Source organism: Lentilactobacillus sp. (assembly GCF_040773105.1).
Lineage (GTDB): Bacteria > Bacillota > Bacilli > Lactobacillales > Lactobacillaceae > Lentilactobacillus > Lentilactobacillus parabuchneri.
In genome coordinates this window covers 1-18031 of record NZ_JAXGWW010000017.1, presented here as the reverse complement: position 1 = coordinate 18031, position 18031 = coordinate 1, and the positions used below count along the sequence as shown (strand labels likewise).

General features: G+C 42.0%; 16 protein-coding genes, 3 pseudogenes and 1 riboswitch. Of the genes and pseudogenes, 10 read left to right on the top strand and 9 right to left on the bottom strand.

What is annotated here, in order from left to right; all coding sequences use genetic code 11:
• Window positions 1-2368: ATP-grasp domain-containing protein (locus AB3112_RS01870; protein WP_367333882.1), on the top strand; the 2368-nt coding region annotated here is incomplete at its 5' end.
• 60 nt (window positions 2369-2428) lie between these two features.
• Here the strand turns inward: AB3112_RS01870 and AB3112_RS01865 are convergent.
• Window positions 2429-4135 carry an NFACT RNA binding domain-containing protein gene (locus AB3112_RS01865; RefSeq protein ID WP_367333881.1) on the bottom strand — a complete coding sequence of 569 codons (1707 nt, stop codon included), beginning with the start codon at window positions 4133-4135 and terminating at the stop codon, window positions 2429-2431.
• Between the two features lie 132 nt (window positions 4136-4267).
• Here AB3112_RS01865 and AB3112_RS01860 point away from each other — a divergent pair, with 132 nt between their 5' ends.
• From AB3112_RS01860 to AB3112_RS01825, 8 genes are all read left to right on the top strand, one after another.
• Window positions 4268-4681, top strand: a complete 414-nt coding sequence (locus AB3112_RS01860; RefSeq protein WP_084975413.1) for a MarR family winged helix-turn-helix transcriptional regulator — start codon at window positions 4268-4270, stop codon at window positions 4679-4681.
• Between the two features lie 19 nt (window positions 4682-4700).
• Window positions 4701-5573, top strand: coding sequence for a DegV family protein (locus tag AB3112_RS01855; protein WP_057909129.1), 873 nt, complete (start codon window positions 4701-4703; stop codon window positions 5571-5573).
• Window positions 5574-5679: 106 nt separating this feature from the next.
• A riboswitch (THF riboswitch) is annotated at window positions 5680-5794 on the top strand.
• A 51-nt stretch (window positions 5795-5845) separates the two neighbouring features.
• Window positions 5846-6376: a folate family ECF transporter S component gene (locus AB3112_RS01850; RefSeq protein ID WP_084975408.1), complete on the top strand. Its 531-nt coding sequence runs from the start codon at window positions 5846-5848 to the stop codon at window positions 6374-6376.
• 78 nt (window positions 6377-6454) lie between these two features.
• Window positions 6455-6802: a dihydroneopterin aldolase gene (gene folB, locus AB3112_RS01845; RefSeq protein WP_367333880.1), complete on the top strand. Its 348-nt coding sequence runs from the start codon at window positions 6455-6457 to the stop codon at window positions 6800-6802.
• A 1-nt stretch (window position 6803) separates the two neighbouring features.
• Window positions 6804-7865, top strand: a complete 1062-nt coding sequence (gene folE / locus AB3112_RS01840; protein WP_084975404.1) for a GTP cyclohydrolase I FolE — start codon at window positions 6804-6806, stop codon at window positions 7863-7865.
• A complete protein-coding gene (locus AB3112_RS01835) occupies window positions 7862-9193 on the top strand; it encodes a folylpolyglutamate synthase/dihydrofolate synthase family protein (RefSeq protein WP_084975402.1) in 1332 nt (443 codons plus the stop codon). The genes folE and AB3112_RS01835 overlap by 4 nt, the downstream gene beginning before the upstream one ends.
• Entirely contained in the window at window positions 9165-10013 is an 849-nt protein-coding gene (gene folP, locus AB3112_RS01830) for a dihydropteroate synthase (RefSeq protein ID WP_084975400.1), read from the top strand. Before AB3112_RS01835 ends, folP begins: the two co-directional genes overlap by 29 nt.
• A gap of 112 nt (window positions 10014-10125) precedes the next feature.
• Window positions 10126-10548, top strand: a complete 423-nt coding sequence (locus AB3112_RS01825) for an NUDIX domain-containing protein (RefSeq protein ID WP_367333883.1) — start codon at window positions 10126-10128, stop codon at window positions 10546-10548.
• Window positions 10549-10837: 289 nt separating this feature from the next.
• Here AB3112_RS01825 and AB3112_RS01820 read toward each other — a convergent pair whose 3' ends face one another.
• On the bottom strand, window positions 10838-11605 hold the full coding sequence (locus AB3112_RS01820; RefSeq protein ID WP_367333879.1) for a phosphorylcholine transferase LicD: 768 nt from the start codon (window positions 11603-11605) through the stop codon (window positions 10838-10840).
• A gap of 230 nt (window positions 11606-11835) precedes the next feature.
• Between AB3112_RS01820 and xerS the strand changes: the two are divergent.
• Window positions 11836-12924, top strand: a pseudogene (gene xerS / locus AB3112_RS01815) (tyrosine recombinase XerS).
• A 42-nt stretch (window positions 12925-12966) separates the two neighbouring features.
• On the opposite strand, the gene AB3112_RS01810 reads toward xerS, so the two are convergent.
• The 7 genes and pseudogenes from AB3112_RS01810 to AB3112_RS01780 all read right to left on the bottom strand — a co-directional run.
• Complete coding sequence (locus AB3112_RS01810) at window positions 12967-13140, bottom strand: hypothetical protein (protein WP_155519312.1); 174 nt, start codon at window positions 13138-13140, stop codon at window positions 12967-12969.
• Between the two features lie 213 nt (window positions 13141-13353).
• Window positions 13354-14472 (bottom strand): annotated as a pseudogene (gene mutY, locus AB3112_RS01805) (A/G-specific adenine glycosylase).
• Window positions 14473-14540: 68 nt separating this feature from the next.
• On the bottom strand, window positions 14541-15062 hold the full coding sequence (gene msrA / locus AB3112_RS01800; RefSeq protein WP_367333878.1) for a peptide-methionine (S)-S-oxide reductase MsrA: 522 nt from the start codon (window positions 15060-15062) through the stop codon (window positions 14541-14543).
• Window positions 15063-15084: 22 nt separating this feature from the next.
• Window positions 15085-15513 carry a peptide-methionine (R)-S-oxide reductase MsrB gene (gene msrB, locus AB3112_RS01795; RefSeq protein WP_084975388.1) on the bottom strand — a complete coding sequence of 143 codons (429 nt, stop codon included), beginning with the start codon at window positions 15511-15513 and terminating at the stop codon, window positions 15085-15087.
• Between the two features lie 136 nt (window positions 15514-15649).
• The gene (locus AB3112_RS01790; RefSeq protein WP_057909118.1) at window positions 15650-16576 is read right to left on the bottom strand and encodes a manganese-dependent inorganic pyrophosphatase; all 927 of its coding nucleotides are present in this window, start codon (window positions 16574-16576) and stop codon (window positions 15650-15652) included.
• A gap of 27 nt (window positions 16577-16603) precedes the next feature.
• Window positions 16604-17563 (bottom strand): LysR family transcriptional regulator, encoded by a 960-nt coding sequence (locus tag AB3112_RS01785; RefSeq protein ID WP_075141336.1) that lies wholly within the window; start codon window positions 17561-17563, stop codon window positions 16604-16606.
• Window positions 17564-17665: 102 nt separating this feature from the next.
• Window positions 17666-18031, bottom strand: a pseudogene (locus tag AB3112_RS01780) (DNA topoisomerase IV subunit A); the annotation flags it as partial.

Sequence of the window (18031 nt, the reverse complement as noted above, 5' to 3'; positions counted from 1 at the left end):
TAACAATCCATTTTCGGTCACCAGCGAAGAAATTCAGCCAGCGAACGTCTATGTTCAAGAAGTCAATTTTCAAAATGTGATCAACATCATTGATAAAGAAAAACCTGATGCCATTATGGCAACCCAGGGTGGCCTTAACGCGATGCAAATTGCCTGGCAGCTTGCGGAAAGTGGGATCCTTGCATCCAACAACATTTCCTTGTTAGGGATTAAACCAGCCGATTTGAGAAAAGTCATTGATAATCAAAAGCTGCGAGATTTACTCACCGAAATTGATGAGAAAGTGATTGCGTCAAAGATTGTTGCCGATGACGACGAGGCGATGGATTTTGTTAGGGAAGTTGGCTTTCCGGTCATTGTTAAACCGATGTCGGCAAGTCATGATACCAGCCGTTTTATTTGTAATAACACCGATGAATTGGAAGATGCCCTTGATGTCAGCTTTAAGCGGACGTATATCAAACGGTGTTCAATTGAGCAAAGCATTGTCGGCTACAAAGAAATTGAAATGGTGGGGATTCGAGACGCTAACGGCAACAAGATTTTGATTTCCGGAATGGAAGATATGGATCCGATTGGGATTCATTCCGGCGATTCGATTATTTTTGCGCCCACGCAAACTTTAATTAACGAGGAATACCAGGCGCTTCGGACGGCAACCTTTAGAATTATGGATGCACTCAATGTCACTGGGACTTGCCATGTGCAATTTGCCCAGAGTCGAACGGATGCGAATTACTTTGTAACCAAAGTGAGTCCGTTTTTCACGCGGAATACTATTTTAGCTGCCAAGTCGACAGGCTATCCCTTAACGTACGTGTCGAGTTTTTTGGAGTTGGGGTATAATCTTACCGAAATCAAATTACCAAGCAAATACAGCAAGTTTTTAGCCTTTATGGAGCCGACGATGGACCACGTTGTCGTTAAAATCCCACTATGGCCATTTCGAGACATTACCGACGTTGATCAACATTTGAATCCTTTGATGAAATCCGTGGGATCAACCATTGGGGTGGGCCGCACGGTGGAAGAAGCGATTATTAAAGCGATGCACAGTTCCCAATTTTCTCCACGGGACATTTTGCCAAGTGTTTCTAAAGTCAATGATGATGACGTCATCAATCAACTGATTCATCCGTTGGCGAGTCGGATTCTGATTTTAATGGAAGCACTTCGGCGGGGATTTTCGATTGATGAATTGTCTGAATTAACTCAAATTGATCGGTTTTATTTTTACAAATTAAATCAATTGCTGCGCGCTCAAGACTATGTGGTTAACAATCCGTTGTCGCCAAAATCAGTTGAAATCGGGCATAAATACGGTTTTGGTGATGGTATGCTGGCCGAACTTTGGCAAGTGAATATTTCAACCATTCAGCGCATGAATCATAATGTCAAAAATCAAGTCACTTACAAAGCCATTGAACCCAGTGCTGGCGAATTCATGGAAGCAACCAATATTTTCTATAGCAGCTACGAACTCGAAAATGAAAGTAAGCCGTTTGCTGAAAAAAGTGCATTGGTGATTGGTCGTGGGGGCAATCAACTGGGCCCCAACTCAGCAGCGGATTATTATACCGCTCAGGTGTTAATTTCGCTTCATAAAGCTGGTTACAAGACCATTATTATGAATACCAATCCAAACGCGGTGTCATTGACGCCCCAGTTGAGCGATAAAGAATATATCGAACCGATTCAGCTTGGAAATATTTTAAACATTGTCGATTTAGAGAAGCCGGACATTGTATTTTTACCTGGCAACCGGCACTATTTATCTGAACAACTCAAACAATTTGAAGACTTGAATATTGTGGTGTTGCCGCCGGACCAAAAGGTTGCTACATACAACCAAAAAAAGGCGACGACCGCCGTCGATCTCTTTATTGAAGGAGATGAAGTCTTGCCTGTTGCAACTATTTCATTTGTTGGCAAGGATCAACGCACTGATTTGCGACTCATTAATGACTACAAGGAACCAATGGATCATTGGCAAACCGATGAGGCTGATTTAATCGCTGATGCGGTTAAAAAGGTCGATTCCAGCAAATGGCAGGGGCTTGTCCAAATATTGTATAATACAACTGGTGATTCAAACTACGAGATGACCGGTATTTGGCCCGTTAGAATTACAGAAACGGCTTTTTTAACCAAGACAACTGGAATTAATTGGGTCCGTGTATTGGTGCGAAAGTATTTGGGGATTTTGGATATGAAGTCACTTCGAGAGCAACTGACGCCAACGCAACATCAACGCTCTTCGACGATGATTGCCAAATTTCCGTTTAGAGAACTGCAGTCCCGTCAATCAGAAGGGACGACCAAACAAGAGGTTGGCTCTGCGATTTCATTTAAAAACTTTGAATCGTAACTTAAAAAACAGCGTTATGGACAGAAGTTTCATTGTCCATAACGTTGTTTTTGCGTCAATTTATTTCTTTAAGCTTTCAACGAGTTGCTCATCCGGGGTAATAAATAATGTCGTCTGATTGTCATAAATCACGTAGCCGGGCTTGGTGCCGTTTGGCTTCCGGATATTTTTGACCTTGGTGTAGTCAACTTGGACTTTAGACGAATCACGCGCCTTTGAGAAGTAAGCCGCTAAATTGGCTGCTTCGGCCAGGGTCTGTTCTGACGGATCGAAGCTGCGGATAATCACATGAGAACCCGGGATATCTTTAGTATGCAGCCAGGTTTCGCGCTTATCGGCGGTGTGCATCGTCAGCTTTTCATTCTGCAAGTTATTTTTCCCAACCAAAATCTCAGTGCCGTCACTTGAGATAAATTCTTCAGGTTTGTTGATCTTTTGGCGTTTAGCCTTTTTCTTTTTGTTCTGTTCGTGGTCTCTAAGGTAATGACCTTGTTCCAATTCATAACGAATATCGACCAAATCTTGTGGGTCAGCCAGCTCAATTTGAGATTGAATATTCTCGAAATAATCAATCTCTTGTTTGGTTAAATTGAGTTGTTCACTGACAAACTTAACTGCATTCTTAAGCTTTTGGTATTTTTTGAAATACCGCTGAGCGTTTTGTGAAGGCGATTGTTGATTGGAAAGTTGGATTTTGATCGGGCGATCTTCATCATAGTAATTGGGCAGTTCAATTGACGTCATTCCACGATCGACTCGATTGAGATAGGTCGTCAAAATTTCACCCTTGATGCGATAATCATCAGCATTTTCAGTTTCCGCCATATCGCGTTGCAGCTTTTTGAGTTTTGTTCGATTTTTTTTGAGTTGTTTTTTGACAACCTGAATCAAGACAGAACCTTGTTCCCTGACGCGATCCCGTTGCGCTTTATTGGCATAAAACGCATCCAATAATTCACTTAAACTTGGATAAAATCGATTTTTGGTTGTATCTGGATAGGGAAATGCGGTAAAATTAATCTTGTTACTAGCAATATGGCTAAAGGTTGGCTTTGGATCGTCAAATTGTTTAAAGAAATCCTGGAAATTAACGGCCACTTTTCCGTCTCGATGCAAGAAACTTGCTAGTGCCAAGGATGTGTCATTACCGAGTCCTTGGAGACTTTTCCTTAGATTGCCTGCCAGAACATCAATATTCGGAAAATCTTTGACCAGCTGTTCAATATCTGCAAAGTCCGTTTTGACAAACGGATCTTGTAAATCCTGTTTTGGCGGATTAATGTAGGTTGCACCAGGTAGCAGTAACCGGTATCGGTTCACGTCTGAGCCGACGTGTTTGATGGCATCAATAATCTTTCGATCCGCTTGGTTGACCAAAATAATATTACTATGTCGAGCCATGATTTCGATAATCAGATCTAACTTGGTCTGATCCCCCAGCTCATTTCTGGCAGTAAAGGTAAACGTCATTACCCGATCGTTATTTTGTTGCTTAATATCGGTCAGGATGCCACCGCTTAGATGCTTTCGCATGATCATGGTGAAGTTTGTCGGCACACTCGGATTTACATATGGTACCTTGGTGATTTGAACCCGGGCATAAGTTGGATTGGCTGATAATAGTAATTGGTGACTTTTCCCATGAGCACGGATCGTTAGGATCAGCTCATTAGGATAAGGTTGGTTAATTTTACTAATTCTGCCAGTTTGCAGAAGATTAGTTAATTCGTTTTTCATAGAATGGGTAAAAGAACCATCAAATGACATCTTATCACTCACTTTCGTATAAGTAGCATGTACTAGTATAGCGCATTTTACCCACTCATGCGAAGGAAGACACATGTTATTTGTAAGTAATTATCAAATAGCGTATACTATTTTTTCGGAGGTCTTTTCATTATGAAGGATATTCTTGTGGCGCTTAACTCCGCCGCCAAAAATCATCGAACGCAGCTTTTTAGTATTACGAAGGCGACGGGGCTGACAATCTCGGAGTGGAAATTGCTCACTCAAGTGATTGCTGGCAATACGACGCAAGAAGTATTATCAGAAACTACCAAATTAGATATTTCCACATTATCACGTCAGTTAAAACGGCTGGTTGAAAAACAAATGATTGAAAAGACCGCAGTTGGCAAGGATAAACGTCAGTTAATATACAAAGTTACGGACAAGGGTGTTAAAGCCAGTGAATACGTCCAAACTGAAATTGATCAACTAACCAAACGCGTTTTTAATCACTGGACAGATGAAGAAAAGAATTTGCTCAAGATTTTGATTAACCGACTGGAAAAAAGTTTGGGTAGAATTTAATTACAAGCAGGTGAACTGAATGAAAATTGCGATCGTGACTGATAGCACGGCGTATTTAACAAAAGAAGAAACGGACAAGTACAACATTACCGTTGTACCAATTCCGGTGATTATTGACGGTCGTGAATATAATGAGGGCATCGATCTGACCACAACCGAATTTTATGATAAATTAAAAAATTCTCAGGCTTTCCCAAGTACTTCCCAACCGCCAATTGGTGAGATGATTGACCTATACAACTCCTTGGCAGATAAGGGATATGACACGGTTATCAGTATTCATCTGGCAAGTACAATTTCCGGCTTTTATAATTCATTAACACAAATTGCACCTTCCATTGATAAAATTAAGGTGATTCCCTACGATTCAAAAATTACGGTCAAATTAATGGGATACATGGCGATTCAGGCCAGTAAAATGGCGGCGCTCGGTCGGACCCCAGAACAGATTCTTACATATCTGGACGGCTTAAGAGCGACGATTGATGAACTTTTTGTAGTTGATGATTTACAAAATTTGGTAAGAGGCGGTCGGCTTTCCAACGCTTCTGCGTTCATTGGCGGCATCTTAAAAATCAAGCCATTATTGACCTTCGATGATAAGAGCAATGAAATTGTTGCCTTTGAAAAGATCAGGTCTCGCAAGAAGGCCCTCAAACGTGTCGAAGAACTGTTTGCTGCCGCACGGGAAAAAGCCGATTATCCACTTCGAGCACTGGTCATTAATGCCAATGATCCAAAAGCCGGTAACGAGTGGGCAGCCAAAATTCACGAACTGTATCCAGACATGAAAATTGAGCAAAGTTATTTCGGTCCGGTCATTGGAACCCACTTGGGAGACAAGGCTTTAGCACTCGCATGGCTTCGTGATTTTGATCAGGATAATTTATAAAGATGAACAATTTTCTAATGCAATCACTAAACGTTCGGTAAAATCCGAACTAAGCGATTGCTTTTTTTAGTTCGTGTGGTAAACTTTAATAGTTACATAAAATAAATATGGGGTAGGAATCAGCGCGTTAAGTGTCGAAGGAACGGAATGTGAACTTCGAACGAAAGGTGTTCGGCTACGACTTGTCGGATACTTGCGGTGCTGGTTGCGCATTCGCTATATTATTTAGATTTCTAAATAATGGTGAGCTCCTTTTAAGGAGATGCTGCATCATGAAGTCATTATCATTGGGTTTCCGTAAGTTACGGGTGGTTGACATTGTTGTTTTAGGTATTTTTATGTCTCTGCTGCTGGTTCTCAATCGATTTACGGTTGGGGTTCAAGCGTGGCGGCTGAGCTTTGGGTTCGTCGTTGTTGCTATTGCAAGTCTGCTTTACGGGCCACTTTGGTCAGCATCCATTGCGGCTGTTGTTGACGTGATTGGTACCATGGTTTCAGGAAGCGTCTATTTCCCGGGATTTACTATTTCGGCGATCTTAGGAGCTGCTATCTACGGTTACTTTTTCTATGGTCACACGGTCACTTGGCGGCGGGTAATTATTGCCCAATTACTAATTGCAGTGGTTGTCAATGCGTTATTGAATACCTATTGGTTGACGATTCTTTATCAGACACCATTTTGGCAGTACTTACCGGTTAGAATTATTAAAGAAATCGTCATGACCCCAATTCAGATGGCCATTATTTACTATAGTTTAAATTCTCAGACGTTAAAAAATATCCAAACGCGTTTATTTAAATAGTCATTATTGCGACACACTGGGCAACTTTGTTGTTCGGCGGGCCGCTTTTTGTCGTCATTTTGAAAGGAGATTTTGCTGATGTATGTCATTCGATTGAATAATATGCGCTTTCATAGTCACATTGGCGTCTTGCAGGAAGAAAAAGTTGTCGGTCAAAATATTGCGATTGATCTCGAAACAACCATCGATGCTGTCCCGCACGATGACCAACTCGACTCAACCGTTTCTTACGCCGATTTTTATCCGGTGATTGCCGAAATCATCCGCAGCAATCGCGTCGATCTCGTTGAAACATTGGTCCAGATGATCATCAAGAAAATTAAAGAAGTCGACAACCGAATTTCGGCGGTTAAAGTTCGGATACAAAAACAGGCAACGCCAATTGACGGTGTCTTTGATAACGTTGAAATCGAAATGGAGGGTTAATATGGACGAAGTTTATTTAAGCTTAGGGAGTAACATCGGTAATCGACAAGCATTTTTAGAACAAGCAATTCACGGACTTGGAAACGATCCTCAAATCCTAATTGAAAAACAGGCTGATTTTTATGAAACCTCACCGGTTGGTGGCGTCAAACAACGGGCATTTATTAATACCGCCGTTAAGATTGGAACTACTTATTCTCCGGAAGCTTTACTCGAAGTGATCCATCAAATTGAAAGTGGCCTTCATCGTACCCGAAAGATCCATTGGGGACCCCGAACCGTTGATATTGATATTATCTTTTTTGGGAATCAAAAGATTCAGACAACGAATTTGTCTGTGCCACATCCCGAAGCATTTAAGCGGTTATTCGTGCTGGTTCCGATTTTGGAACTGGTCGACGCGCATTTTTCTCAATATGAACAAATCAAACAGGCGGTTGAGTTACTCAAGAATCAGGACCAGACAATCCAGAAAGTAAACCCCGCAAATGATTTTGCGACCGAGGTTAAAACCAATGTGACCCACATCTTATCTGCCATAGGTGATGATCCCAACCGCAAGGGTCTGATTGAAACGCCTGATCGAGTTGCCCGAATGTACGCGGATATATTTGATTCAATCGGAATTGAGGATTTTCAAGATTATAAATTATTTGACTCACCTGAATCAAATGACTCAAAAACGATTATGGTTAAAGAAATTCCGTTTTACTCAATGTGCGAGCACCACATGATGCCATTTTGGGGGAAAGTCAGTGTCGCGTATTTACCAGATAACGGCAAAATTATCGGTCTTAGCAAAATCCCAAGGTTAGTGGATTTTGTATCACACAAGTTAAGTTTACAAGAAAAGATAACCGATGATGTTTTAGATCAGATGGAAAAAATCCTTCATCCAAAGGGTGTTGGCGTCGTCGTCGATGCCCGCCACATGTGTATTGAAATGCGTGGTGTCAAAAAGACCGGAACAGTCACTCGGACGACTAAATTTTCCGGTGTTTTCCAGCAAAATGACGAGTTACGAAGCGAATTTTTGAATTCAATTCAGGTAGGCCAAATATGACAAAAGATTTAACAGAAACCTTTACTGGATTTTTGTATGATCAGGGAGACCGAATTGGGTTACTGAAGCAGGTGTTGGCGACTCTAGGCAACCCTGATACTGACTTTTCAATCATTCACGTTTGCGGCACCAACGGTAAGGGCTCCACATCGCTAATGATTGCGGCCATTTTGCAACAAATGGGGTATCGAGTTGGGCTGTTCACCAGTCCGTTTATTGGTGACGTCACTAACAGTGTTCAAGTGAATCAAAAGCCAATTTCTCAGCGTCGGTTGACGACTTATTTTGATTCGCTTAAACAAACGATGGCAACGGCAACCTTTAACCAGCAGCAATTATCCGAATTTGAAGCACTCTTTGTGGCAGCGATGATGGCTTTTTCTGATGAGAAGGTTGATTACGTTGTTTTGGAGTGCGGGCTCGGCGGTGAGTTGGATGCGACCAACGCCGTCAAAACGACCATGTATTCCATTTTTACCAAAATTGGCATGGATCATGTCGGCATTTTAGGAGATACAATTGAACAAATTGCCACAACTAAATCAAAAATTATTCGTCCCCATAACACGACAATTTCAGCTCCCAACCAACGGCCCGAAGCCTTACAAATTATTAAAAAGGAAGCGGAACAAAAGGCGGCCAATTTCCTTGATGCGGCTGATCTGACCGTCTCGTTTTATCCGAAGACTTCAATGGTGGCTTATCAAATCGGTCATAAGCAAGGCCAATTTACGTTCGGGCTTCAGGGAGCCTATCAGTTGGAGAACGTTCGAACAGTCGTGAGGTGGTTACTCAGTTTTGCGAGTGATCGGCCAACGATCGAGCTTGATCGATTGCTGTCTCAGTCGTTAGGCAAGCTGAATGTCCCGGGGCGGTTTGAACTCATTTCCGATCAACCGCGACTTATCCTGGACGGTGCCCACAATGTCGATGCCATTACAGCGTTTGTCCAAACCGTGAATCAGCAATTCCAGTCTCAACAGAAGCTGATCATTACCGGATTTCTAGCCGATAAAGATTATGCTGACAACATCAAACTACTGAGTCAAATTCCGAATGCTGCGTTTTGGCTGACAACCCCTGATAATGAGCAGCGACAGCTTGATCCGGTGATTTTACAGAAATTATTAGCGACTCAAACGGGTGTTACTTACCCAGTCATTGCCGATCCAATTCAGGCGTTGAAAGCAGCAGTTAAAGAAGCAGCTTCTCAACCTGATACGGTGATCTTTGTCGTGGGGTCGTTTTATCTTTTGAATCCAATTCGAACATTTATTTTAGAGAATAGGAGTGATTTTCATGTCCCAAACACAACCCCTTCACTTTAAAGGCACTCATTTTGATTTTGACATTTCCAAAGACCCAATCATCTATTCAATTTTAAATTTAACACCGGATTCATTTTACGATGGTGGTGTGAATACTGGAATTGACCAAGTGCTTCATCGAATCGAAACCGAACTAACATATGGCGCCAAAATTTTTGAACTTGGCGGTAAATCATCCAAGCCACACTTCGATGATATTTCTGCCGATGAGGAATGGAATCGGGTGGCGCCATATCTTAAAGCCATCCAAGAGCGCTTCCCCGAAGCGGTTTTAGCGATTGACTCGAACACCGATGAAGTGATTGAACGGGCGCTTCAGTCTGGCATCCAGATTATTAACGATATTGATGGTTTCAATTCTCAAACAAAACTTGATTTGGTTGGAAAGTATAAGCCATCGGTTGTCACCATGTTTAATGGCCGAAACTTTGACGAGCAACCGCAAACACTCGAAGACACAATGACGTCATTTTTTACCGATTCAATTCAACGATTAGAAGAGCAGGGGCTAGACCGAGAAAATATCGTCATTGATCCCGGCGTTGGCTTTTCAAATCAAAACACGCTTGAATTTGACTTAATCAAAATGCGGGCGACAAAACGGCTGCGTCAGTTTAACGCGCCGATTATGATCGCCATTTCTCAAAAAAGCTTCGCCAAACGATTATTCGATGCCGGTCCGGATGAACGACTGATCCCAACTTTATTGTTTGAGGCCTACATGACGCAATTGGGCGGTAGAATTATCCGCGTTCATAACGTTAAGGAAACTCAGGAACTGGTGAAGACTTATCAACTATTTCAAGACATTTTGAACTAAGGATTAAGCAATCATGGAATTAATAACCCACTTAACACAAGAAATCAAACAACTTGAAAAAGCTGACTATTGTTGGCTATCTGCCACAAAGTTAGCGACTATCCAGCAACTCATGCTTGCACATCCTGCTGGGCTGCGTGACCGCAAGTCAGGGCTTCATTTATCGGCCAGTGCGATGGTTTTTGATCGGTTCAAAGGAATTTTTATTCGGCATCCGTACTTGCACACGATTTTGTTGCCGGCAGGCCATGTCGAACCTGGCGAGTTGCCAATTGTCTGCGCCGTGCGTGAGTTTCATGAAGAAACTGGACTCATGGTTCAAGCAGGCACCGGGCAGTTAATTGATGTCAATTTGATCCAGATTCCCGCAAATCCGATTAAGCATGAGGGACAGCATCAACATGTTGATTTCCGCTATTATTTTATGTTGGAATCTCAATTACAAAATTCAGCAGAACTGCCAGTATTTCGACTTGAGCAAAAACGAGCTCCGGAGGAATTCCAAGCGTATTTTGATTTGAAATTAAACTCATAATAATTTCGAATTAACAAGATGACGCAACAGGAGATAACAAGAAGCGGGGGGCTCTCAAAAGACGTTAGCTTGTTAATTCATTTTCTACTTTACATAATATATATTATACGAAGTAGTCAAAAAACGAAAAAATCGATTGGAGATAAAGCTGCCACATTCATTTAATGGCAGTTATCGTCCAATCGTTTTTTGTTTGATGACGTGGATAACCAACTTACCCAGCAGCTTGCTCAAAATTATTTTCCGGTTGAGCTTGGGCACTCGCTTGATGATTATCCACTTTGACTTTTTAAACGTGTCTCTGAACGCGTTTCTCAAGCGGCGGTAATTTCATATAATCTCCGTACAACCTGGTCAGATACGCATCATAATCTTTTAGAATTGGCACCTGCAAATTTTCAAACGGCACGGTAATTACCTGATTGAGTTCGTGTGGTTTGATGATTTCTTTGCCATATGCATATGGTGATGACATATTGGCTAATGTTAATTCTGGATGACCGTTATATTTGGTCATTAGATTGAATCGACTATTGTATAAATCAGTTAACGTCAACCGCGAATACTTGGAATCAATGACTTGGCCACGATACTGTTCCGGATAAAAGCGTTTTCTGATTTCGTTAAGAATAGCAGTTAACTGCTGTTGCTGAGACTGCTGCAGGTTGCGTTTATTCGGCATCCGGTCAAACGGAAACACGTCAATAAAAATCCCATTGCGCACTTTGGCTTCTTCACGGCCGTGTTCCAAAATTCGCGTTCCGTCGGCCATGACTTTGGCAAAATCATATTCGAATTGCGGATCAAGTCGGTTTTCTTCAACAAAATAGCCCGTTGACTGCAACTCAGCTGGTGCAACCTGCAGGAATTTTTCGAAATCCGTGCGCGACAATCCAATATCAATGTCGTCGTCCCACGGAATAAAACCATGATGACGGATGGCACCAATTGCGGAGCCTCCAGTCAAGAAGAATTGTAGATGATGTTTTGCGGCTACTGAAGCGACATTTGCTAAGATACCTAATTGAACTTCATGAATCAATTTCAGATCAACCATTCTAGAAGCCCCCCCTTAATTTTGTCGGTTGAGATATTGACATCGCCTTATGTTGATTAATACGATTAACTTATTATTCTAAACATTGTACCTGCTAGGTCAAAGATATTGCCTGAATATGCTATAATTAACTTAATAAAATACAGATTTTATTAAGTTACACTTATTTTAAAAACAGCCCCACCAAAATTCAAGTATTTTATCGATTAATTTAATTAAGGAGTTTTAACATGAATCACGATCAATATTTACATCATAATCAGGAAATGCTTACCAAGATGCCTGATTATATCAACGAATACTATCTTGATAAGTCAACCGTACCGCTATCCCCCGCGACTTTGTACCAATACCTCAACGAATTTCATCGCTTTTTTACCTGGATGATTGACGCCAATATCACCTCTGCAAAGCAAACTAAAGATGTCCCGCTTTCAACGCTTGAACACTTCAAAAAGCAGGACATGGAGCTTTACAAGTCGTACTTATTGAATCGCGGTAAGCAAACGGCAGCCAACCCTCAAGCAACCATCTCCCACAGAACCGTTAACCGGTCTCTGAACGCACTTTCAGCGCTCTTTCGGTATCTGACTGAGTAAACTGAAAACGCCGATGGTGAGCCTTATTTCTACCGAAACGTGATGAAGAAAATCGCCTTGGTTCCCGATAGCGAAACTTATCAAACTCGGGCAAATAATATTAAAGATCAATTAATGCTGGGAAATGTTGACGTTCAATTTCTCGATTTTATTCAAAATACCTATCCAACAACCATCAAAAATCCGCAAACACTGCACCGATATCAACGGGACCGGGAACGTGATACGGCAATTAATGCATTGATGCTTGGAACCTGCATCCGAGTTTCTGAACTTGCCAACGCAAACGTCTCAGATTTGAACTTGAAAAAAGCGACAATCTCTGTCCGTCGTAAAGGCGGCAAACGTGACTTGGTGCCGATCGCCGGTTGGGTGCTCCCCTATATTCAAGCTTACTTGGAGATCAGAAAAGACCGATACCTGGCCACAAAAGACACCCCTGCCCTCTTTTTGACGAAAGGGGCAAAGGTGCCAAGGCGGATTTCAACTGCCACCGTTGAGCTATTAGTCGGAAAATATTCACAGGCGTTTAATCACGTGCGAATTACACCACATAAGTTAAGGCACACACTGGCTTCCAAATTATATTTGGAGACTAATAATGAACATCTGGTCGCAACCCAACTTGGCCAAAGTTCAACGAATGCCACTGGGTTGTATACACACATCATTGACACAAAGCAGCGGCGCGCCCTTGATGGGTTGCATAAAACGAAGTGACGATTAAATTCCGTAATGGGGTTAGTAGAACATCCAGAATGCTTAGTATACTTTATCGTCATCGTATATGGGTTTGAAAGGCTTACCAGTCTTTAACGCTTGTCGCATTTGAATTAATGCGTCCCCAGCCATCCGGATAGGGAACGCTTCATGGAACTTCTCTTGGTAAGCGTCCATTAATTCTAACTTAGTCATCACTTCATAATTAGGTTTCATTGTTCAACATCTCCATTGCCAGTTATCTAAAATTTAGCAACTATCTAAAATCAATTATATTTAAAATATCTTTTTGTGATCCCTGATCTAAGTCAAAATACCCGGGGGCGCATTTTTTTGCTTGAATAATCCAATTTTTCATTACCAAACCAATGTTTTAACCTAACTGTACAAGGCGGTCCGGAACAAGACTAAAAGTGCGCCTACTCGTTTCTATTTTTTAGATAATCGTTGATTCTGAAAGGCTTCCCACATTTTTGACTGAACTTTTGAGAAGGCCATTTTTGGAAACTGAGTCGATTGAATCCACTTTCCTGGAAAATAACTCAAATCGGCTGTTGCTGACAAATTGCCTTCCAATAACATAATCAGCCACTTTTGATGTGTAAAGGTGTGGCTCACGGTTTTGCCTGCAACCTTGTGGAGTTGAATTGACAATTGGTAGTCCGCTTGTAGTTGCTTTTCCAAGCGTTGAATTAATTGTGCTTGAGAATCGGCTTTTTCTTTGATGAGTGCTTGTTGATCATACAACGGAAACATCCAAAAGTTTGCCAAAATGCCACTTGTCGGTCGTTTTTAGAATAGATACCCCTTATACGACCGAATGACGAGCCCGAAATAATTGTGAGGCACTGGTCGCTTCTTCTTGGTCTTAACCGGGTACTTGGACTCGATCCCATCCAAATAGGACTGGTTAAAGGCTTTAACTGGTGAATTGCTGGAATCAAAATTAGTCGCGGTCATGTAGCTGGCACCCAAGTCCATAATTGCCTGGTTGAAGTCGCCAGGACGCTCTTTTGAAATCAGTCGGTTGATGACCGTTTCAAAGATTTTTCGTGTCTGTGGTTTGGCGACATCATCGTCAATTTCCAACAGCCTGGCAAACACCCGAAATGCGTTGCCGTCTACCGCTGCGACTGGCTGGTTAAAGGCAATGCTGGCAATCGCGCCGGCAGTATATGGACCAATGCCACTTAAATCCTGCAGTTCGGACGCTGTTTCTGGCCAGTGACCATGGTAGTCATTCACCACTTGTTTGGCGGCTCTTTGTAAATTTCTCGCGCGAGAATAGTAGCCAAGGCCTTCCCAAGCCTTCATCAAATCCGTTTCGTCAGCCTCTGCCAAGGATTGAACCGTGGGAAATTGCTTCATAAACCGTAAATAGTACGGGATGACGGTTTGAACCTGGGTTTGCTGAAGCATGATTTCAGACACCCAAACGTGGTACGGATCGTGATCCTGTCGCCAAGGCAGATCACGTTTATGTTGGTCGTACCAGGTCAATAAAGTTGTTTGAAATGCGTTAATTTGATCTTGAGACCACTCAACCATCAGTTTCTCCTCTCACCAGACAACAAAAAGACAGCTTCCCCTTATGGAGAGTGGCTGTCCTGAAGCCATTATTGATGTTGCCAGTTTTTCTTGATAAATTTTTCTCGGCCACCCATTTCTTCCATTTGGTAACGCAATGGGTTTTTCTTGTAAAAGTCCTGGTGTTCTTCTTCCGCTGGATAAAATGGCTTGGCATCTTCAATCGAAGTGACGAATGGCGCATCGAACTGTTCGCTATCAGCCAAGGCCTGCTTGGAAGCCTCGGCGATCTTTCGTTGTTCCTCATCCTTGACAAAAATAACCGGTCGATAGTTATCTCCGCGGTCTTGGAATTGCCCCATGGCATCCGTTGGATCGGTTTGATGCCAATAAATCTCAACCAACTGTTTGTAACTGATAACTTCCGGATCAAAAATAATCTTAACGGCTTCTGTATGCCCGGTCGTGTGACTGGCAACCTGCTCATAAGTTGGATTGGCCACGTGGCCGCCGGTATATCCCGAGATTACCTGTTTAATTCCGGGCATTGTGTCAAACGGCTTAACCATGCACCAAAAACAACCGCCTGCAAATATTGCTGTATCTTCCATTAATGGACACCTCAATTCAAATTTAGTTAAATAGTTGCCGATACTTTCCGTAGCCCTTGGCTTCTAGTTGATCAACCGGGATAAATTTAAGGGCTGCAGAATTGATACAGAAGCGATGGCCGCCAGCTTCTTTGGGTCCGTCGGAAAAGACGTGGCCCAAGTGGGAACCGGCTGTTTTGCTGCGAACTTCTTCTCTAATCATGCCGTGGGATAAGTCCATATGATTGTCGATGTTATTTTGATCAATTGGCTTGGTAAATGATGGCCAACCACAACCGGCATCGTATTTATCAGTCGACGAAAATAGTGGCTCGCCACTCACGACATCAACATAAATGCCGTCTTGGTAAAAGTCGTCATACTCACCACTAAAAGGCGCTTCCGTCGCTTTTTGCTGGGTGACCGCGTATTGTTCCGGTGTTAACTTGCTTTTAAGGTCTTGTTTATCCATTTTAAACCCTCCATCACGAGCTTATTAAATTGCACACAACTTAATCTCTCACTCATTATAAGGATTTTGATAATGAATGTAAACAAAAACGGTCATAACCAATCATTAATTAGTCATAACCGCACAATGTTTCAAATTAGCTTAAGGCGTCAGTCAACGGTGGCACAACTTGTTTCTTACGGGAAACAACGCCTGGAAGCGATACGGTGTTATTGCTGATTTTAGCGTTGAATGCTTTTTCAACAGCTGAAATCGGATCACCCACAACCAGCATCTTAGAATCACTGTTTAAGACGTTGGTAATCAATACTAGGAATAAATCATAGCCCTTGTCAGCAGATTCTGCTTTCATGGCTTTTTCAATATCGTCTTTACGAGCATCAATTTCGCTGAATTCAACGACGTTGATTTGATCGATTCGAACACTCTTACCACCCATGGTGAATGATTTGGCATCCTGATCGATTAATTCCTGGTCGCTTTTTGCAGATACGTTGGTGCCGGCTTTAAGCATCTCAACACCGTATTTTTCGTAGTCAATGTCAGCAATTTCAGCTAATGTCTTAACGGCAATCTTGTCTTCTTCAGTTGTCGTTGGTGACTTCAGCAATAAAGTATCTGAAATAATTGCTGAGAGCATCAATCCTGCTAATTGAACCGGAATTTCAATTTTATTTTCATCAAACATCTTAACGATAATTGTACTGCAGCAGCCAACTGGTTCGGCACGGTAGTACAGTGGTTGATCAGTCTGGAAGTTTGAAATTCGGTGGTGATCAACGACGTGAGTGATGGTTAAATCTTTGATGTCGCTGACACTTTGCTGAAATTCGTTATGGTCAACCAGCATGACTGAGTCAACCTCATTTTTAGCGGTTTTGATGATCCGAGGAGTTGGTTCATCAAAATAGTTTAATACAAAGGCGGTTTCTGGACTGGGTTCGCCCAAAGCAACTGCTTCAGTATCATATCCTAATTGGTTTTGAAGGTACGAAAATGCTTTGGCAGCAACAATTGCATCTGTATCTGGACTTTGGTGACCAAAAACTAATTCTTTACTCATTAAAATTATCTCCTTTGAGTTTATGATTTATTTTCCCAAGCGGGTTAAATAATCTTTTTCAGCAAGAAATTCATCGAACTTTTCCAAGAAGCGTTCAATTCTTGGAATTTCGTTTTTCTTGTTACGGTAAACAAAATTCAAATCAAATTTGACCTTTGGCTCCAACTCAGTTACCCAAATATCATCATCGGTCAACTTCTTCAAATCGATGTTGAGCATAAATGAATTTGGTAAAGCGGTGTTGGTGTGAGAATTAATCGCAAATTTCAAGATTTGTTCGGGCATCGTGTAACGTGCCGCCACCTTTGGCCAATCAACCATTTGATTCTTGAACGCTTCATGAAGCGTTTGGTTCAAATAGTAATCCTGTGGGTACATCACCCAAGGGCGATCGTTGACATCCTTTAGGCGAACACGCTTTTTCTTTGCCAGGCTGGGATTGTGATGAATAAACAACAAATCATCTGAAATGATCTTCTTGGAACTGTATGGTTTCCAGTTCTTAATCGATTCATCAGGCAAATACATAATGGCCAAATCGATGCGGTTGTTTTCCAAGCTTTCCCAGATTTCTTTTCTGGTTAGCATATGGAAATTAATTTCCAAATCCGGATTGTCTTTGTACAATTCCAGCGCGAAATCTTCGAATACCTTTGTCTCAATTGATGCCAGGATTCCAAGATTAATCTGGCCGGTTGTTGAACTGGTGGTTTGTTGAATCTGGTCGTTGGCATCGTTTAACAAATCATAAATCTCACGGGTTGTCTTTAACATGATCAAACCTGCATCAGTCAGGCGTAATTTCTTGCCGACCGAATAGAACAATGGCGTCCCCATCGTCTTTTCAAGCTTCTTAATCTGTTGGGTCAGTGCCGGTTGGGTAATCCCCAAGATCTGAGCCGCCTGAGTGTAGTTCATGGTTTCAGACAGCTGGAGAAAATACGATAATGTCTTCGATGCGAAAATATTTTCCTGAGTGGTTTTCATTCAGTCTCTCCTTATCGGTCACATAGACCATTAAATAATTAACAGGATACTGCTATTATGATAATTCTTATTACAACCACAATCAATTGATATGATAAAAATTTAATCAATTGATAAGTCTGTCAATTTTGGCCGGATGGAAACGGGTGTCCCTTCACTGTCAACATCAATGACAAACGAGCCATTGGAGTATCTGCCGCCAAACGAATAGTCGGCTGGCAAAATATCATGAATACGATGATGGTCGGTCCGCACCTCAAGTGGTTGGTCATCATTTTCGATCGTGCAAAAATCAACAATCCGATGGGAATTGCTCTTTAGCTCGCGTAGAATCATGACACCTTTTCGTGCCCTGGAAGTGGCAGGAATTTCTTTGATGGCCAGCTTCTTGAACGAACCGCGCTGAGTCACAAGGGCAATCACACTGTTTTCGTTGACCAGTTGTAGATTGGTAACCTTATCATCACC

Bases quoted from the DNA above. Each gene is read 5' to 3' on its own strand.
- AB3112_RS01865 (WP_367333881.1), bottom strand. From the start codon at position 4,135: ATGTCATTTGATGGTTCTTTTACCCATTCTATGAAAAACGAATTAACT.
- AB3112_RS01860 (WP_084975413.1), top strand. From the start codon at position 4,268: ATGAAGGATATTCTTGTGGCGCTTAACTCCGCCGCCAAAAATCATCGA.
- AB3112_RS01855 (WP_057909129.1), top strand. From the start codon at position 4,701: ATGAAAATTGCGATCGTGACTGATAGCACGGCGTATTTAACAAAAGAA.
- AB3112_RS01850 (WP_084975408.1), top strand. From the start codon at position 5,846: ATGAAGTCATTATCATTGGGTTTCCGTAAGTTACGGGTGGTTGACATT.
- folB (WP_367333880.1), top strand. From the start codon at position 6,455: ATGTATGTCATTCGATTGAATAATATGCGCTTTCATAGTCACATTGGC.
- folE (WP_084975404.1), top strand. From the start codon at position 6,804: ATGGACGAAGTTTATTTAAGCTTAGGGAGTAACATCGGTAATCGACAA.
- AB3112_RS01835 (WP_084975402.1), top strand. From the start codon at position 7,862: ATGACAAAAGATTTAACAGAAACCTTTACTGGATTTTTGTATGATCAG.
- folP (WP_084975400.1), top strand. From the start codon at position 9,165: ATGTCCCAAACACAACCCCTTCACTTTAAAGGCACTCATTTTGATTTT.
- AB3112_RS01825 (WP_367333883.1), top strand. From the start codon at position 10,126: ATGCTTGCACATCCTGCTGGGCTGCGTGACCGCAAGTCAGGGCTTCAT.
- AB3112_RS01820 (WP_367333879.1), bottom strand. From the start codon at position 11,605: ATGGTTGATCTGAAATTGATTCATGAAGTTCAATTAGGTATCTTAGCA.
- AB3112_RS01810 (WP_155519312.1), bottom strand. From the start codon at position 13,140: ATGAAACCTAATTATGAAGTGATGACTAAGTTAGAATTAATGGACGCT.
- msrA (WP_367333878.1), bottom strand. From the start codon at position 15,062: ATGGAAGATACAGCAATATTTGCAGGCGGTTGTTTTTGGTGCATGGTT.
- msrB (WP_084975388.1), bottom strand. From the start codon at position 15,513: ATGGATAAACAAGACCTTAAAAGCAAGTTAACACCGGAACAATACGCG.
- AB3112_RS01790 (WP_057909118.1), bottom strand. From the start codon at position 16,576: ATGAGTAAAGAATTAGTTTTTGGTCACCAAAGTCCAGATACAGATGCA.
- AB3112_RS01785 (WP_075141336.1), bottom strand. From the start codon at position 17,563: ATGAAAACCACTCAGGAAAATATTTTCGCATCGAAGACATTATCGTAT.